This window comes from Erythrobacter colymbi, from assembly GCF_002155685.1.
Classification (GTDB): domain Bacteria; phylum Pseudomonadota; class Alphaproteobacteria; order Sphingomonadales; family Sphingomonadaceae; genus Erythrobacter; species Erythrobacter colymbi.
Window position 1 is genome coordinate 495,374 of sequence record NZ_MUYK01000001.1, and the last position, 18,146, is coordinate 513,519.

Here is an 18,146-nt window from a genome sequence, read left to right on the forward strand (position 1 = left end):
TGCCATTTCTGTCGATACACTGCTGGCGAGCAAGCCCGAGGCTCTGACCAACCCCGTGCGCACCCGCGCCGATTGGGACGCGATGCGCGCCGCCGCGCTCGCCGATCCGGGCGCGTTCCATGGCGACATCGCTGCCCGCAACATGCACTGGTTCGTGGCCGAGGCAGGCCCCTCGGGCGCGTGGCTTGCGCGCGGGGAGGATGGCGTCTGGCACGGCTGGGATGCGGCGAGCGGTGCACCTGTTTCTCCCGTGCTCCCCGCCAGCTTTACCCCCTGGCACGCCGGTTTCGACGGCAGCAACGCCCCGCACTGGCGCTGGTTCGTCGGCGGGCGCACCAATGCGGCCTTCTCCGAACTCGACCGCCATGTCCTCGCCGGCCACGGCGCCGAGGCAGCGCTGGTGTTCGAGGGTGACCGCTGGGACATGTCCGCCAACGCGGGCAAGGGCGCACCGATCGACTGCTTCACCGTTAGCCGCAAGCAGCTGCTGCTGGAGGTGGCGAAATGCGCGGTGGCGCTCGAAGCGCTGGGCCTGAAGCCGGGCGACCGCATGGCGTTGAACATGCCGAGCATCGTGCCGCAGATTTACTGGACCGAAGCCGCCAAGCGCATGGGCGTGGTCTATACGGCGGTGTTCGGCGGCTTCTCCGACAAGACCCTGTCCGACCGCATCGCCGACACCGGCGCGCGGGTGATCGTCACCTCGGACGGCTCCTACCGCAACGCGCAGGTGGCCGCTTTCAAGAACGCCTATACCGACCCCGCGCTCGACAATTTCGTGCCGGTGACAACGGCGCTCGACATCCTCGGCGGCCTCGATCTGGAACTGCCCGAGGGCGGGCATGAGACGATCCTCGACACCGTGCGCGAGGCGCTCGCCGGAGAGATCACGGTCGATCGGTCGGACGTGATGCGCGGCGTGGGCCGGGCGCTGATCAACCTCGGCGCGGAAGGGCGGATTACCTCTGCCGACGCGGCGCGCGTGCGGATCGCGATTGCCTCGAGCCTCGTCACCCTGCCGCCGCGCGTGGAGGCGGTGATCGTGTGCCGCCACACCCACCAGCCCGACATGATCTGGCGCGAGGAACGCGATCGCTGGAGCCACGAGCTGACCGACAGTGCGCTGGTGACGGTGCTCGAAAAGGCGCGCGGAGCGGGCTTTGCGGTGCAGTCCGAGGCTGATCTGCTGGCGCTCGCCGATGCCGATTTCGTCCGCGCGATCTGGGCTTCGTCAAAGCCGATGCCGGTCGATGCCGATTATCCGATGTTCTTCATCTACACCTCGGGGAGCACCGGCAAGCCCAAGGGGATCGTCCACTCGCACGGCTATGCAGCGGGCGTGGCCGAGACCATGGCGGCGAGCTTCGACGCGCGCCCCGGGGACACGCTGTTCGTGGTCGCCGATCCGGGCTGGATCACCGGGCAGAGCTACCTAATCTGCGCGCCGCTGATGACGCGGGTGACCTCGCTGGTCAGCGAAGGCTCGCCGGTCTTCCCCCACGCGGGCCGCTTCGCCTCGATGATCGAGCGTCACAAGGTCCGTATCTTCAAGGCGGGGGTGACCTTCCTCAAATCGATTATGTCCGATCCTGCAAACCTCGCCGAGGTCGAGCGTTACGACATGAGCGGCTTGCGGGTGGCGACCTTCTGCGCCGAACCCGTTTCTCCGAGTGTGCAGGCCTTCGGGATGGAGCACGTCACCCCGCGCTACATCAATAGCTACTGGGCGACCGAGCACGGCGGGATCGCGTGGACGCACATGTTCGCGAACCACGATTTCCCGCTGCGCCCCGATGCCCACGCCTATCCGCTGCCGTGGATCGTGGGCGATGTCTGGGTCGAGGATGGCGAGGGCAAGGGCGCCCCCGCTCCCTTCGCGCGCGCCGATGATGGCGGCGTCCCGTGGCGTAAGGCGGACATCGGCGAGAAGGGCGAGATCGTCATCGCCGCGCCCTATCCCTACCTCGCGCGCACCATCTGGGGCGACATCGCGGGCTTCAAGGTCGAAGACGGCCGCGTCGATCCCGCCTGGCGCGGCGATGCGGCGCGCTGGGAAGAGGGCTACTGGAAGCGCTGGAAGGGCGCCTGGGCCTATACCCAAGGCGATTTCGCGATCCAGCATGCCGATGGCTCGTTCTCGCTCCACGGCCGCTCCGACGACGTGATCAACGTCTCGGGCCACCGCATGGGCACCGAAGAAATCGAGGGCGCGGTGCTGCGCGACAAGGCATTGGCGCCGGACTCGCCGGTCGGCAACGTGCTGGTGGTCGGCGCGCCGCACCGCGAGAAGGGGCTGACCCCGCTCGCCTTCGTGGTGCCGGTCGCGGGCCGCAAGCTGACGATCGAGGACAAGCGCCGCCTGTTCGATCTCGTCCGCACCGAAAAGGGCGCGGTCGCGGTGCCGGCGGACTTCATCGAGGTCTCGCAATTCCCCGAAACCCGCAGCGGCAAATACATGCGCCGCATGGTCCGCGCGCTAGTGGTGGGCGAGGATGTCGGCGACGTCACGACCCTGCGCAACCCCGAGGCGCTGGACGAGCTGCGCACCGTCATCGCCGACTGGCAGCGCAAGCAGCGCATGGCCGACGAACAGGCGCTGTTCGACCGGCACCGCTATTTCCTCGTGCAATACAACACGGTTGCTCCCGGCAAGCAGGTGGCGACCGTCACGGTCACCAACCCGCCGGTCAACGCCCTCAACGAACGCGCGATCGACGAGCTGGTGCTGGTTACCTCCACCCTTGCGCGCGACGACAGCGTGGTCGCGGTGGTGTTCACCGGCGAGGGCACATCGTCCTTCGTCGCGGGCGCGGACATCCGCCAGATGCTCGAGGAGATCCACACGGTCGACGAGGCGATGGTGCTCCCCAACAACGCCCACCTCGCCTTTCGCACGATCGAGGGCATGAACAAGCCCTGCGTCGCGGCGGTGCAGGGGGTGGCGCTGGGCGGCGGGATGGAGTTCGCGCTCGCGTGCCATTACCGCGTCGCCGAGCCGGTGGCGCGTTTCGGCCAGCCCGAGATCCGCCTGCGGCTGCTCCCCGGCTATGGCGGCACCCAGCGCCTGCCGCGCCTGCTCGCCGACCGGCGCGGGGCTGAGGGCCTGCGCGATGCGCTCGACCTGATCCTCGGCGGGCGGAGCATTACGGCGGAGCAGGCCGCGGCCATCGGCGTGGTCGACCAGCTGGTCGATGGCGCGGAAGACGCGCTCTCGGCGGCCCATGCCGCCGTTCGCGACTTCGTGAAGCGCGGGCCTGACAGCGCCTTGGGCTTTGCCTTCGCCGAAAGGCAGGCGGCGACCGCGCGCTGGGAAGGCGCGGCGGAGGTCGATCTCGATGCGGTGCTGGAGGACGATTTCCTCCAGCGCATTTTGCGCCAGCTCGCATGGGCGGGCCGCGATGTCGCGGGCGCCCGCGCGCTCGATGCGGTGCGCACGGGGCTCGAACACGGGATCACCCAAGGCACCGCGCGCGAGGCGAAGCTGTTTGCCGAGGCGATCGTCGATCCCGAGGGCGGCAAAACCGGTATCAGGCAATTCATCGACAAGGTTGCGCCCCCGCTTCCGGTGCGGCGCGATGGCGTGTGGATCGATGCCGAGCACGAAATGCGTGCCCAGGCATTGGAAGCGGCAGGCGAGCTGCTTCCCGTAGGAGCGCCGTTCTATCCCGGCGTGACCCCGATCCCGCGTCACCAATACGCCTTCGGCATCGCCCGCGATCCCGATACCGGCCAGCCCCGCTTCGGCCCGCCCGCGAGCCACGAGAAGGAGCTGATCGTCAAGGTGCCCGAGCCCGCGCCCAACGAGGCGCTGCTCTACATGCTGACCAGCGAGGTCAACTTCAACGACATCTGGGCGCTGACGGGCATTCCCGTTTCACCCTTCGATGCGCATGAGGAAGACGTGCAGATCACCGGCTCGGGCGGCATCGCGCTGGTCGCGGCGCTCGGCAGCGAGACGCGCGCGCAGGGGCGTATCAAGGTCGGCGATCTTGTCACCGTCTATTCGGGGACGAACGACCTGCTCAGCCCGCAGGTCGGCAATGACCCGATGTATGCCGATTTCAGCATCCAGGGCTACGAGACCGAGACCGGCAGCCATGCGCAGTTCCTGACCGTGCAGGCCCCGCAGATGCACAAGGTGCCGCCTGACCTCACGCTCGAGCAGGCGGGGAGCTATGTGCTGAACCTCGGCACCATCGCGCGCTGCCTGTTCACCACCTTGCAGATCGCACCGGGGCGGACGCTGTTCGTCGAGGGCGCGGCGACGGGGACGGGGCTCGATGCCTTGCGCTCCTCCGTGCGCACCGGCTTGCAGGTGACAGGGCTCGTTTCTTCCGAGGAACGCGCGAAGTTCATCACGCAGGTGCAGGGCGCGGTCGGGGCGATCAACCGCAAGGATGCGCGCTTCGCCGACCTCTACACGGTCGTCCCCGAGGACAAGGCCGAGGCGATCCAGTGGGAAGCCGCAGGCGCGCCGCTGGTCGAGGCATACAAGGCGCTGAACGGCGGCAAGCTCGCCGATTACGTCGTCAGCCATGCGGGCGAAACCGCCTTCCCGCGCTCGTTCCAGCTGCTCGCCGAGGGCGGCACACTGGCCTTCTACGGCGCGTCGTCGGGCTACCACTTCAGCTTCATGGGCAAGCCGGGCACGGCCTCTCCCGAGGAGATGCTCCGCCGTGCGGCCCTGCGCGGGGGCGAGGCGGTGCTGATCTTCTACGGGCCGGGTTCCTCCGAACTGCTCGACGAAACCGGCCTCGAAATGATCGAAGCCGCGCGCCGCTTCAACGCCAAGAGCGTCATCGCCACCACCACCGACGGCCAGCGCGAGTTCCTGCAGTCGCTGGGGCTGGAGGATGCGATCGAGGGAATCGTCTCCCTCGAAAGCATCCGCCGCCGCGAGGGGGCGAATTTCCACTGGCCCGACACCATGCCGCGCCTGCCCGACGCCAAGGCCGATATCGAGGTCTTCAAGGCGGCGGTGCGTGACTATCAGGACCGGGTGATGAAGCCCTTTGGCTCGGCCGTGGGCAAGATCCTGCGCTCGCCCGACAATCCGCGCGGCAGCCCCGATCTGGTGTTCGAGCGCGCGGGGCAGGACACGCTCGGCATCTCGACCTCGCTGGTCAAGCCCTTCACCGGCCGCGTGATCTTCGCCGAGGACCTCACCGGCTGCCGCTTCACCTTCTATGCCCCGCAGGTCTGGACCCGCCAGCGCCGCATCTACATGCCCACCGCGCAGATCTTCGGCACGCACCTGTGCAACGCCTACGAGGTCGCGCGGATGAACGACATGATTGCGGCAGGGCTCCTCGAAGTGACCGAGCCGGAAGTCGTGGCGTGGGACGGTCTGCCCGAAGCCCACCAGGCGATGTGGGACAACCGCCACACCGGCTCGACCTATGTCGTCAACCACGCGCTGCCCGAACTCGGCCTCAGAAGCCGCGACGCGCTGCTGGAGGCGTGGGCGGCGCAGGGAACATTGGCAAGCCCCGGGGAACCGTAAGCCCGCCACGTGCGTTGCGGTTTTTGAAACGTTCTTAGCTCTCCTCCCCAGGGTTTGAACGAAACACAAAGCGAAGCACGGCTTCGCAGCAATTCTGTGAGGAGAGTCCTATGGCCAAGTCGAAAGCCGTTGCCGCTGCGCCCGCTCTGCAAAGCGACGTTCCGGGCCGTCTGGCCGGCAAGATCGCGGTCGTCACCGGCGCCGCGGGCAATCTCGGCGGGCATATCGTCACCCATTACCTTGCAGAAGGCGCAACCGTGGTGATGACGGGGCGCACCCCCGATCGCACCAAGGCGGCGGCCGAGGCGCTGCTCAAGGCGACCGGCGCGGACCCCGCGCGGCTCGCCACCGTGGCATTGGACGGGGGCGACATCGCCTCGGTCCGTGCTGCGATTGCCGAGGTGGTGAAGCAGTTCGGCCGCATCGACATCCTCGTCAACAATGCAGGGAGCGCAGGACCCAAGCAGCCGATCGAGCAGCTGCCGCTGACCGCCGAGGAGCTCGCCACGCTGCAAAAGAAGGGCGCCACCGACAGCGAGACCGTGGGCGATGCGCTGCGCAACATCTTCGGCGTCGCATGGAACGTCGCGCGGGTCGCGGCCGAGCACATCCCCGAGGGCGGCTCGATCATCAATGTCTCGACCATCTTCAGCCGCACGCCCTACTACGCGCGCGCGGCATACGTCGTCCCCAAGGCGGCGATGAACGCGTGGAGTCGCGAGCTCAGCTTGGAGCTTGGCCCCAAGGGCATCCGCGTCAACCTCGTCTACCCCGGCCCGATCGAGAGCGAGCGCATCCGCAATGTCTTCGCCGCGATGGACACCGCGCGCGGCGATGCGGCCGGCACCACCGCGACGCAGTTCTTCGACATGATGAGCCTCGAACGCGCGACCGGCGGCAACGAGAAGGCCAAGACCTTCCCCACGCCGACCGACATCGCGACGACCTGCGTCTTCCTCGGCTCGGACGAGAGCGCGGCCTATAACGGCCACGATTTCGAGGTCACCCACGGCATGTCCGTGCGCAAGGAGCAGCGCTCGACCTATCTGTCGCGGCCCACGATGCGCTCGATGGACGGCACGGGCCTTGCCGTGCTGGTCGCGGCGGGTGACGACTGGGAGGAAGCGCTCGAAATCGCGCAAGTGCAGCTTGCCTGCGGGGCCGAGGTCGTGCTCGGCCTGCCGCGCGCGGCGGACGTCGCCATCGCCGAGAAGCGCTGCGCCGCGCTGGGCCTCGGCGACAAGCTGTCGATCATCCGCTTCAGCCGCAAGGACCCGGCGGCGATGGAAGAGGCGCTCGAGGATTACACCAAGAAGGGCACCCCGATCAGCGGCGCGCTGTTCCTGCCGGCGCTGGGCGCGGGCGAATTGAGCGGCGCGATCACCGCCGCCGATGACGGTGTGGTCGAGGCGCTGATGGACGTGGAGCTCGCCGGCAACATGGCGCTCGCGCGCACCATGAGCCGTTACTGGAAGCGCCACGACAACCTGCTGCAACCGCCGCGCTTCGTCTTCGTCAGCCACAAGAGCGACGGCAAGGGCGACATCTATGGCCACATCCTGCGCGCCGCGACCGAGCAGCTGATCCGCATCTGGCGCGACGAGTCCGAGATCGACACCGCCCATGGCCGCCGCCGGCAGGCCGAGTGGGGCAACCAGATCGTCCGCTTCACCAATACCGAGGCAGAGAACATCCGCTTCACCGCAGGCCACGCCGCGCGCATCCTCCTGAAGGAGAGCAAGCTCGGCGAGATCACGCTCTACGTCCCCGCCAACATCGGCGAGGCTACGGGCGCGCGCAAGGCCATGCCGGGCTTCTCCGAGAACATCACCGGGCTGCATCTGGGCAAGGTCGCGCTGATCACCGGCGGTTCGGCCGGGATCGGCGGACAGGTCGCGCGCCTGCTGGCGCTCGCGGGTGGCAAGGTGATGATGGTCGCCCGGCGCGAAAGCGAACTCGCGGTGGCACGGGCCAAGATCGTCTCCGAGCTGGAGGACATCGGTTTCGCCGGGGTCGAGCGCCGCGTCCAGACCCTCGCCAATGTCGACGTCAGCAATTTCGAGAGCCTCAAGGGAGCCGTCGACGCGACGCTCAAGGCCTTCGGGCGGATCGACTACCTCATCAACAACGCCGGGGTCGCGGGTGCAGAGGACATGGTCGTCGACATGACGGTCGATGCCTGGAACTACACTCTCGATGCGAATCTCGTATCGAACTATTTCCTGATGCACCACGTCGCCCCGCTGATGAAGGCGCAAGGCTCGGGCTACATCCTCAATGTCTCGTCCTATTTCGGGGGCGAGAAGTATCTCGCGGTCGCCTATCCCAACCGCGCCGATTACGCCGTGTCCAAGGCCGGGCAGCGCGCGATGGTCGAGAGCATGGCGCGCTATCTCGGGCCGGAGGTCCAGTTCAACGCGATTGCCCCGGGGCCGGTCGATGGCGACCGCCTGTCGGGCACCGGCGGCAAGCCCGGGCTGTTCGAGCGGCGCGGCAAGCTGATCCTTGCCAACAAGCGCCTCAACGCCGTCCACGCCGCCGCGATCAAGGCGATCCGGCGCGGGGTGCGGGTCGAGGCGGTGCTGGCGCGGCTCGCCCGCAACGATACCACCAAGATGAGCCACGACACCAACAACCCGCGCGAATTGCGCGAGCTGGCGCTGGCCTGCGCGCGCGAGGGCGATGGCACCTGCACCTGGGACCAGTACCTGCTGACCCCGCAGATCGCCGCCGGCCTCATCGGGCGCTTGCGGCAGGCGGGACTGTTCCTCGACGCACCCGAGTGGAACGACCGTCCGGCCACGCCCGAAAGCGATGCCGACTGGCTGCTGCGCGTGCCGCCCGAGGATGCGCCCTTCCTCCCCGCCGACAAGATCGCGGTCGAGGCCAAGAAGGTCGGCACCGGCGTGCTTTCCAAGCTCTATCTCGGCAAGATGCCGACCGAGCATGACGTGGCGCAGGCGACGGTGTTCTTCCTCGCCGACCGTGCCGTCTCGGGCGAGACCTTCATGCCCTCGGGCGGTCTTTCCGTGGAACGCTCCACCACCGAGCGCGAGCTGTTCGGCAGCCCCAAGCAGGAGCGGCTCGACCAGATGCGCGGCAAGACCGTGTGGATCATCGGCGAACACCTCGCCGACTACCTCGCCGAGACCGCGCGCGCCTTCATCGAGGATTGCCACGCCGCCAACGTGGTCCTGATCACCCGCACGGTGGAGGCCTTCGAGGCGGTCAAGGCGCAGCTTGAGCCCGAGACCGCCGAGGCGCTGACCTCGCTGGTCAAGACCACCGACATCGAAGCCGCGATGGACGAGGCGCTGATCGCCTGGGGCAAGCCGACGACGATCCTCTCGACGCCGATGTCGGCGCTGCCGGGCAAGCTGTTTGCAACCGACGATCCGCTGACGCCCGAAGAGTTCCGCACCGTGGTGGCCGACAACCTCACGCACCACTTCCGCGTCTCGCGCCGCGCCTCGCTCTATGACGATTGCCAGCTGGTGCTGACGTCGCCGGACGTGCCGATGGGCGACAAGTCCCCGGCTTTCGCGCTAGCGAACTTCATCAAGACCACGCTCCACGCCTTCACCGCGACCCTCGCCGTGGAGAACGAGCGGCTGGTGCACGATGTGCCGGTCAACCAGATCAACCTCACCCGCCGCGTCCAATCGGAAGAACCGCGCGATCTCGACGAGCATCTCGAAGAGGTCCGCCGTTTTGCCCGTGCGGTGCTGCTGGTCGGCGCGCCGCTGCCCGATGCCGAGGATTCGCGTTACCGCGCGCGGATCTATCGCGGCATGTCGATGACGGTGTGAGGAGCCCCGGGGGGTGATCCAGTACCTGCCCTTCGAAAAGCCGATCGAGGCGCTCGACAAGCATGTGGCGGAGCTTTCCGCCCATGCCGAGGGCACCGACGAGGCGCGGATGCTGCGCGAGCGGGCGGACAAGCTGCTTGCCGATACCTATGCGCGCCTCTCCCCGTGGGAGCGCACGCTGGTCGCCCGCCACCCGCAGCGGCCGCGGTTCGAGAAGCTGGTCGCGGGTCTGTTCAGCGAGTTCCTCCCCATCGCGGGCGACCGCACCTTTGGCGATGACCAGGCGATCATCGGCGGCTTTGCGCGCTTTGAAGGCCGCAAGGTGATGGTGATCGGCCACGTGAAGGGCGAGGACACGCCGGGGCGCCTCCGCCACAATTTTGGCATGGCCCGGCCCGAGGGTTATCGCAAGGCGATCCGCCTGATGGAGCTGGCCGACCGCTTCGGCCTCCCCGTGGTGACGCTGGTCGACACCCCCGGCGCCTTCCCCGGCGTCGATGCCGAAGCGCGCGGGCAGGCCGAGGCCATCGCCCGCTCGACCGAGGCGTGCCTCGCGCTCGGGGTGCCGCTGGTGGCGGTGATCATCGGCGAGGGCGGATCGGGCGGGGCGGTCGCTCTCGCGGCGGCGAACCGCGTGCTGATGTTTGAACACGCCGTCTATTCGGTAATCTCGCCCGAGGGCTGCGCCTCGATCCTGTGGCGCAGCGCCGCACAGGCCGCCACTGCGGCCGAGGCGATGCGGGTGACCGCGGGCGACCTCCTCAAACTCGGCGTGATCCACCGCATCGTCTACGAACCGCGCGGCGGCGCGCATCGCGACCATGCCGAAACTGCCAAGCGCCTCACACTCGCGCTTCGTGCAGAGCTCGATGCGCTTGCCGCCATGACCCCCGAAGAGCTGCGCCGCGAGCGCGAGGAGTTCTTCCTGAGGCTGGGCTAGAACAGCACGTTTTCGTAATCCATCGCCGTACCACCTGCGGGAAGGCTGATGCGGTCGCCATCATGGCCCATCCGGATTTCGCCGCCGAAGGCCTCGTCCGTGCCTTCGAGGAACAGGCCTTCGACCATGCTGTAAGGCATCGGCGGGATCGTGTGGTAATAGACCAGCATCCGCGCGCCAGCCATCTGCGCGACCTTCGCCGCCTCGACGGGGCTCGCATGGTAGCCGGGAATGTCGGACATCACCTTGGCGATCGGGGCGGAGCCATTGCGCTTCGCGGCGGCTTGCATCCGGCGCACCAGCTCGCGGTCGAGCGCTTCGTGGAAGATCACGTCGACACCCTTGGCCGCGCGGGCGAACCGTTCGTCATAGGCCGTGTCCCCGCTGATCGCCACCGAGCGGCCCTTGTAGTCGATCCGGTAGCCATAGGCATCCTTGACCGGATCGTGGCTGACGCGGATCGCGGTGACGGTAAGGTCGCCCTTATTGAGCACCACCACGCTGTCGGCGCCGGGGGGAATGACGATCTCCTCCGCAGCCAGCCCAGCGCCCGCCGGATCGGCGATTTCCGGTCCGTGATGCGCGGTGCGGTAGGTCGCATCGAGCGCGTAGGCTTTGGTGAATCCCTCGGCGAGGGCGATGGTCCCCGGCGGGCCCGAGACCGGGAGTGGCTTGTGGCGCGCGCCCTGCACCCAGCTCTGCACCATCAGCTCGCCGAGGCCGTCGAAGTGGTCGGAATGGAGGTGGGTGAGGAACAGCTGCTCGGTCTTGCCGACCGGAAAGCCCATGCGCCCCAGCACCCGCATGCTGCCCGATCCGGTGTCGAAGATCAGCCGCGTATCGCCCGCCGCCACCGCAAGGCACGCGCCCGCGCGCTCCGCATCGGCCATCGGCGAGCCCGAACCGCAGACATAGACATGGAGTCCGTCGGGCAGGTCCTTGCTCGGATCGGTTCCGACATTGGCGTCGATCGCCCGCTGGACGAGGTAGAGCGCGATCGGCCGTTCGAAGAGCTTGAAGGCGGCAAGCCCGATGGCAGCAAAGCCGAGAATGACGAGCGCGATGCGGGCGCGGCGGCTCATGCTGGTGTCTCCCCCCCGTGCCTCCCCGGACGCAATCCCGTGTCGCTCTGGTGGAGGCGGTGCCGGCTGCAGGGATCGAACCCGCGACCCCCTGATTACAAATCAGGTGCTCTACCATCTGAGCTAAGCCGGCTTTCGCCCCGGCCATAATCCTAGAGCGCGCCGAAAGTCCAGCCTTCGGTTCTGGCGACTTCGGGGGTGAGCGTCTCGGGGTGCCACAGGTCGCGCTGGCCGTGGACACGGCGCAGCCATGCGGCGGTCAGCAGCGCGTCGGAGGAGTGGTCGTCGAGCGCCCCGCGCCCCGCCACCGGGGGCGAGCCAAGCGCGTCCAGCGCATCGTTGAGCGCCTCGAAGCTGCGGATCTTGGTCGCGGAGCCCGTCACCCCGCCGAGCCGCGCGGCCATCGAGGTGTAGATCTCGGTCACGACCGAGCCTTCTTCCGGCAGCGGGTCGACCGGCCAGACGGGAAGGCGCGTGCCCAGCCGGTGGAGCATCCGCATCCCCGTCAGGCTCGACTTGCCGACCTGCGCCGCGCCGACGAGGTTGAAATTGCTCACCGGCCGCACGCCCTGCTGGCGCTGTGCGGCTTCGGCGAGGCGGAAACGGCCCTCGCGGGTGGTCGCGCCGGGGAGGAGAAAGCGGTCGCCGGTCGCCCCCGCGCCGTGCCGGAAATAGCGCATGGCCTCGGGGTGGGCGAGCAAGCTGCCCGCCTCGAGATGCGGATCGGCGGCGCACAGCGCATCGATCAGCGCCCACAGCGCGCGCGCGTCGGGGGGCGAGGCGTCCCACCCGGGAAAAAACGCCCCCGCATCATGGAACGGCAGCGAGATGCCGAGGTCGAGCCCAACCAGCGTCGGCACCTCCAGCCCCGCCAGCAGCGCCAGCACCTCGCCGCGCGCCCAGCCTTTGGGATCGGGCGGGGCAAGCAGCACCGGCGCGCCGCCCCCCGCCTGCGCCAATGCGACCGCGATACCCTTCTGCCGTGGGCCCTTCGCCCCCGACCAGTCGACCGCGAGGAATTGCGCGAAGCGGGGTGTCACCGCTTGCGCTTCACGGCTGGCTTCATCGCCGCCACCTGTTCGTGCGCCAGCCGGATCGTGTCACGCACCCGCTCGGGATCGGGGCTGTCGAAGCGTACCAGCACTGCCGGATGCCCTTCGTAGTGCGGGGTCTGCCAGAATGTTTCGGGGCCGGTCGCCATCAGCATTTCGGCGGTGGCGATATCGATGTGGAGCACGAAGGAGGTGTCCGTCTCCCGCCCCGTTCCGAGGAAGGGGCGGCCATTGGCGGCGATCTTGACCGCAGGCTTGCCGTAGCTGGTCGAAAGTTCGGTGCCCGGCAGGGTCAGCGCGAAATCGCGCGCGGCCTCCCAGCTGTCCAATGCCCCCGTCACCCCCGCTCCTTACGCAGCTTGTCCCAGTAATCGAGGCGCTTCTTCACCTCGCGCTCGAAACCGCGTTCGACGGGGGAGTAGAAGGTCTCGGGCGCCATGCCCTCGGGCCAGTAGTTGTCGCCGGAGAAGCCTTCGGCGGCGTCGTGGTCGTAGGTGTAGCCCGCGCCGTAGCCGATGTCCTTCATCAGCTTGGTCGGGGCGTTCAGGATGTTGGCGGGCGGGGCGAGGCTGCCCGTCTCCTTCGCGGCCTTCCAAGCGGCCTTCTGCGCCATGTAGGCGGCGTTCGATTTGGGCGCGGTGGCGAGGTAAAGGCAGGCCTGCACCAGCGCCAGCTCGCCCTCAGGGCTTCCGAGGAAGCGGTAGGCCTCCATCGCGGCCATGCATTGCGGGAGTGCCTGCGGGTCGGCCATGCCGATATCCTCGACCGCCATCCTCACCAGCCGCCGCGCGAGAAACAGCGGCTCCTCGCCAGCCGTCAGCATCCGCGCCAGCCAGTAGAGCGCCGCCTGCGGATCGCTCCCGCGCACGGACTTATGCAGCGCCGAGATGAGGTTGTAATGCCCGTCGCGGTCCTTGTCGTAGACCGCGACGCGGCGCTGGAGGAAGTTCCCAAGACCCGCAGGGTCGAGCGCCGCGCCGAGCTTGGCCGCATAAAGCGTCTCCGCCTGCCCGAGCAGGAAGCGCCCGTCGCCATCGGCCTGCGCGATCAACGCCGCGCGCGCCTCGGGGGTAAGCGGGAGGGCGCCCTCCAGCGCCTCGGCCTTCTCCAGCAAGGCCGCCAGCGCGCTCTCGTCGAGCCGGTTCAGCACCAGCACCTGCGCGCGGCTGAGCAGCGCGGCGTTGAGCGCGAAGCTCGGGTTCTCGGTGGTCGCGCCCACCAGCGTCACCACGCCGCGCTCGACGAAGGGGAGGAAGCCGTCCTGCTGGGCGCGGTTGAAGCGGTGGATCTCGTCCACAAAGAGCAGGGTCTTGCGGCCCGCTTTCGCCATCTTCTCGGCCTCGGCGAAGGCCTGCTTGAGGTCGCCCACGCCCGAGAACACCGCGCTGATCGCGGCGTAGCGCATCCCCACGGCATCGGCGAGCAGGCGGGCGATGCTGGTCTTGCCGGTGCCCGGCGGGCCCCACAGGATCATGCTGGCGAGCTTGCCGGCCGCCACCATCCGCCCGATTGCGCCTTCGGGGCCGGTCAGGTGTTCCTGCCCGACCACCTCGGCGAGGGTCTGCGGCCGCAGCCGGTCGGCGAGCGGAGCGTCGGGCGCAGGTGCGTCGTCGCGGGGCGCCTCGGAGGCGTCTTGTCCGAACAGGTCAGTCATTCGTCGGTCGAGATAGGCCATCGGGCGGAAAAGGAAACTCCCGCCGGCAAGGCGTCTTGAAACGATAGCTCTAAGATATATCTTTGCTGTATCGCTGATATAGGCGAGGAGGAATGATATGACCTGGAACCGGTATGGCCGCGGTGGCGGCTGGGAAAAGCTCGCCGAGGCAATGGCGACGATGGCAATGAACGGGAACGTCAACTTTGGCGGCCCGAACTGGAAGATGCGCGCGCGCTTCGACGAAGACTTTCCGCGAGGCCGCGAGGCGGATGGCGAAGAGGGCGGGCCCGAGGGCTATCGCGGTCGCCGTGGCGGACGCCGCGGACGGATGTTCGCGCAGGGCGAGCTGCGTCTCGCGCTGCTGGCGCTGATCGCGGAGAACCCCTCGCACGGCTATGAACTGATCAAGGCGATCGAGGAAATGACCGGCGGCGACTACGCCCCGAGCCCGGGCGCGGTCTATCCGACGCTCCAGCTGCTCGAGGACGAAGGCGCGATCGAGGAAGCCCAGGCCGAAGGCGCGAAGAAGCCTTTCGCGGTTACCGCGCAGGGCACGCAGGAACTCGAGGACCGCAAGGACGAGGTCGAGGCCCTGATGCGGCGTCTCGGCCATCACGGCGAACGCACCACCACGGTCCGCTCGCACGATGTGTTCCGCGCGATGGGCAATCTGGGCTCGGTGCTCAAGAACCGCGCGCGGGCGGGCAAGCTCGACGAGCGCACCATCAACGAAATCGTCGACATGATCGACGAGATGGCCAAGCGCATCGAGCGGCTCTGACCCGCTGGTGACGTTACGGCATCCCAAGTTGCAGCGGATGCAAGAAAGGCATATCCTCTCCCCCGTCCGGGTCGCACGGATTGGGGGAGGGGAACGCCCATGACGACGGTTACCGAAGGCCGCATGCCCACGCCGGTCCACCTCTGGGTGGTCGGCATTGTCACCCTGCTGTTCAACAGCATGGGGATCATCAGCTATCTTTCGACCAAGCTCGGCAAGCTGGAGGAGATGGGCATGACGCCGAGCCAGATTGCCTTCATGGAAAGCTATCCCGCATGGGCGACCGCTGTCTGGGCGATGGGCGTGTGGGGTGCCTTCGCCGGATCGGTGCTGCTGCTGCTGCGCTCGAAATGGGCGGTGCCTGCAATGGCAATCGCGCTTGCGGGACTGATCGGGGTGACGATGGCCGAGAACGTGATCCTCGACACCCCGGCCGACATGGCGACCCCGCTCGGGCTCAAGCTGTCGATCTGGGTGTCGACGCTGTTCCTGCTGTTCTATTCGGTGCGGATGAAGAAGGCGGGGGTGCTGAGATAACCCTTATGCGGCCTTTGCCGCACGCCGCTCCTCGACCAGCTGCACATAGGTGTCGCCGACCACGGCGTTGATCGCTTCCCAGCTGTATTCGCAGGCGCGCGTCTCGCCCGCTGCGCCATGCGCGGCGCGGAGCGCAGGGTCGGTGCAATAGGGCGCGAGCGCTTCGGCAAAGGCCGCGGCGTCACCCTTCATGCTGCCGGTAGGCGCGACCAGCCGTCCGGTGACCACGTCCGCGACGAGGCTCGCGCTGCCGGTTGCCCCGGCGGCGACCACGGGCAGCCCGCTTGCCATCGCTTCGAGGGTGACATTGCCGAAGGTCTCGGTGACCGAGGGGTTGAAGAACACGTCGCCGCTCGCGAGTGCCTGTCCCAGCGCCTCGCCGGTCTTGAAGCCCGCGAAGATCCCGCCGGGCAGGTTCGCCTCGAACCAGCCGCGCGCCGGGCCGTCACCGATCACCAGCACCTTGTGCGGCGCGCCGGCCGCGCGCAGGCGGGTGATGGTCTCGGCGAATACGTCGAGGCCTTTCTCCATGACCAGCCGCCCGAGGAAGACGATGGCGACGTCCTCATCGGCAAGGCCGAGGCTGCGCCGCCATTCCGGATCGCGCCGCGCGGCCGAGAAGATCGTGCGATCCACGCCGCGGCTCCACAGCCCGATGCGGGTGTGCATGCCCATCGCCAGCAGCTCGTCGATCATCGACTGCGAGGGCGCCACCAGCGCGTCGCAGCGGGTGTAGAACCGCCGCAGCATCCTGATGATGATCGGCTCGAGGAAAGCCATGTTGTAATAGCGCGGGTAGGTCTCGAAGCGGGTGTGGACGCTGGCGAGCACTGGAATGCCGCGCTCCTGCGCCCATTTGAGCGCGCCGTGGGCGGCCGGATCGGGCGAGGAGAGGTGGACGATATCGGGCGCGAATTCGGCAAGGTCGCGCTTCACTGCCGCGCCGAGGTGAGTCGGCATGCGGTACTCGCCGCGCCCCTTCACCGGCATCGGCACATTGGGCACGCCGACGAGATCGCCGGTCGGGGGGAAATCGGGATTGGCGACCTTGGGCGAATAGACGCGCACCTTCGCGCCGCGGCCGAGCAGCGAGCCGACAAGGCGGTTCAGCGCCTGGTTGGCCCCGTCGCGGGTGTAGTTGTAGTTGCCGCTGAACAGGGCAATGCGAAGATCGGATATGTCCATGGAGCGGCCCTGTTAGGCGACCCGCGCGCAGATTGCGAGAGGGTATCCTCCCCTGCAGGGGGAGGGGGGCGCGACCCGCAGGGGCGGGGCGGAGGGGCGGGCAACGCTGCCCCGATGGCAAAACTTTCGGATCGCGGTGGCTCGCCCCTCCACCATCCTGCGGATGGTCCCCCTCCCCGTGCCGGGGAGGAGCAATCAGTGATTGACTCCTCGCCCCCCGCCACTAAAGCCGCCCGTGGGCCACGCGGTCCCAACGCCGCGCGTGCTCTCTGCAAGGAGAGAATACATGACTGAATACGTTCGCGGGCTCGCGCATGAGCCGTCGCTGAAGCCTGAGCGCCCCTTTTTCTCGTCGGGCCCCACGGCAAAATTCCCCGGCTGGTCGCTGGACAAGCTCAAGACCGATGTGCTCGGCCGCTCGCACCGTTCGGCGCTGGGCAAGAATCGCCTCAAGTATGCGCTCGACCTCAGCCGCGAACTGCTCGGCATTCCTGACGATTACCTGATCGGCATCATGCCCGCCTCGGACACCGGGGCGATCGAGGCCGCGATGTGGTCGATGCTCGATCCCGCGCGCCCGGTGACGGTCGCCGCGTGGGAGAGCTTCGGCAATATCTGGATCCAGGATGCGGTGAAGCAATTGAAGCTGCCCAACCTGCAGGTGCTGACCGCCGATTACGGCGAGATCCCCGATCTCACCACCATCCCCCAGCGCAACGACGTGGTGTTCACCTGGAACGGCACCACCTCGGGCGCGCGCATCCCGAACACCGACTGGCTCGAAGCCGGGCGCGAGGGCGTGACGATCAACGACGCCACCAGCGCGATCTTCGCGATGGAGATGGACTGGGCCAAGCTCGATGCCACGACCTATTCGTGGCAGAAGGTGATGGGTTCCGAAGCCCAGCACGGCATGCTGATCCTCAGCCCCAAGGCGATCGAGCGGATCGAAAGCTACGATCCGGCCTGGCCGCTGCCCAAGCTGTTCCGCATGAAGAAGGGCGCCAAGCTCAACCGCGGGATCTTCGAGGGCGAGACGATCAACACCCCCTCGATGCTGGCGACCGAGGATTACATCGCCGCGCTCGAATGGGGCAAGGCGATCGGCGGCCGCAAGGCGCTGATCGAGCGGGCCGATGCCAACGCAAGAATCGTCAAGGACTGGATCGAGGCCACCCCGTGGCTGCGCAACATGGCGAGCGATCCGGCCCAGCAGACCAACACCGGCGTGTGCATGGTCTTCCAGGGCGACTGGTACGAGAGCCTCTCGGCCGAAGATCAGGCCGCCGTGCCCAAGAAGATCGTCAAGCTGCTCGAAGAGCGGGCGGTTGGCTATGACTTCAACGGCTACCGCGATGCGCCCCCGAGCTTGCGCATCTGGTGCGGCTCGACCGTCGAGCAGGAGGACCTCAAGCGCCTGCTGCCGTGGATCGAGTGGGCCTACGAGAAGGTCAAGAACGGCTGAGGCCGTCCGTCCCGCTTTAACTTATTCCGTCACCCTGAACTTGGTTCAGGGTCCATTTCTCCACATCGAACTCCGACCTCGGAGGCTCGATGGATGCTGAAACAAGTTCAGCATGACGAATTCAGGGAAAACGAA

General features: G+C 67.8%; 11 protein-coding genes and 1 tRNA gene. 6 read left to right on the forward strand and 6 right to left on the reverse strand.

Going from position 1 to position 18,146, the window contains the following annotated elements:
• Positions 1-55 precede the first annotated feature (55 nt).
• The 3 genes from BZF57_RS02230 (at position 56) to BZF57_RS02240 (ending at position 10,252) form a co-directional block, all read left to right on the forward strand.
• Entirely contained in the window at positions 56-5,503 is a 5,448-nt protein-coding gene (locus BZF57_RS02230; RefSeq protein WP_276206595.1) for an AMP-binding protein, read from the forward strand.
• 110 nt (positions 5,504-5,613) lie between these two features.
• Positions 5,614-9,312, forward strand: coding sequence for an SDR family NAD(P)-dependent oxidoreductase (locus BZF57_RS02235; RefSeq protein ID WP_086734152.1), 3,699 nt, complete (start codon positions 5,614-5,616; stop codon positions 9,310-9,312).
• A gap of 13 nt (positions 9,313-9,325) precedes the next feature.
• Positions 9,326-10,252, forward strand: a complete 927-nt coding sequence (locus BZF57_RS02240) for an acetyl-CoA carboxylase carboxyltransferase subunit alpha (RefSeq protein WP_086734154.1) — start codon at positions 9,326-9,328, stop codon at positions 10,250-10,252.
• Here BZF57_RS02240 and BZF57_RS02245 read toward each other — a convergent pair.
• The 5 genes from BZF57_RS02245 to BZF57_RS02265 form a co-directional block, all read right to left on the reverse strand.
• On the reverse strand, positions 10,249-11,334 hold the full coding sequence (locus BZF57_RS02245; RefSeq protein ID WP_086734156.1) for an MBL fold metallo-hydrolase: 1,086 nt from the start codon (positions 11,332-11,334) through the stop codon (positions 10,249-10,251). The two genes, BZF57_RS02240 and BZF57_RS02245, sit on opposite strands and share 4 nt — an antisense overlap.
• Before the next feature lie 60 nt (positions 11,335-11,394).
• Positions 11,395-11,467: transfer RNA gene (locus BZF57_RS02250), tRNA-Thr, on the reverse strand.
• Between the two features lie 19 nt (positions 11,468-11,486).
• Positions 11,487-12,374: a hypothetical protein gene (locus BZF57_RS02255; RefSeq protein WP_086734158.1), complete on the reverse strand. Its 888-nt coding sequence runs from the start codon at positions 12,372-12,374 to the stop codon at positions 11,487-11,489.
• The gene (locus BZF57_RS02260) at positions 12,371-12,727 is read right to left on the reverse strand and encodes a hypothetical protein (RefSeq protein WP_240505823.1); all 357 of its coding nucleotides are present in this window, start codon (positions 12,725-12,727) and stop codon (positions 12,371-12,373) included. The genes BZF57_RS02255 and BZF57_RS02260 overlap by 4 nt, the downstream gene beginning before the upstream one ends.
• Positions 12,724-14,040: a replication-associated recombination protein A gene (locus BZF57_RS02265; protein ID WP_086734610.1), complete on the reverse strand. Its 1,317-nt coding sequence runs from the start codon at positions 14,038-14,040 to the stop codon at positions 12,724-12,726. The genes BZF57_RS02260 and BZF57_RS02265 overlap by 4 nt, the downstream gene beginning before the upstream one ends.
• Positions 14,041-14,158: 118 nt before the next feature.
• Here BZF57_RS02265 and BZF57_RS02270 point away from each other — a divergent pair, with 118 nt between their 5' ends.
• Positions 14,159-14,824, forward strand: coding sequence for a PadR family transcriptional regulator (locus BZF57_RS02270; protein ID WP_086734162.1), 666 nt, complete (start codon positions 14,159-14,161; stop codon positions 14,822-14,824).
• 99 nt (positions 14,825-14,923) lie between these two features.
• The gene (locus BZF57_RS02275; protein ID WP_086734164.1) at positions 14,924-15,361 is read left to right on the forward strand and encodes a hypothetical protein; all 438 of its coding nucleotides are present in this window, start codon (positions 14,924-14,926) and stop codon (positions 15,359-15,361) included.
• Between the two features lie 3 nt (positions 15,362-15,364).
• Here BZF57_RS02275 and BZF57_RS02280 read toward each other — a convergent pair whose 3' ends face one another.
• Positions 15,365-16,546 (reverse strand): glycosyltransferase family 4 protein, encoded by a 1,182-nt coding sequence (locus BZF57_RS02280; RefSeq protein WP_086734166.1) that lies wholly within the window; start codon positions 16,544-16,546, stop codon positions 15,365-15,367.
• Positions 16,547-16,832: 286 nt separating this feature from the next.
• On the opposite strand from BZF57_RS02280, the gene BZF57_RS02285 reads away from it, so the two are divergent.
• Entirely contained in the window at positions 16,833-18,011 is a 1,179-nt protein-coding gene (locus BZF57_RS02285; protein ID WP_086734168.1) for a phosphoserine transaminase, read from the forward strand.
• The last annotated feature ends 135 nt before the right edge of the window (positions 18,012-18,146 follow it).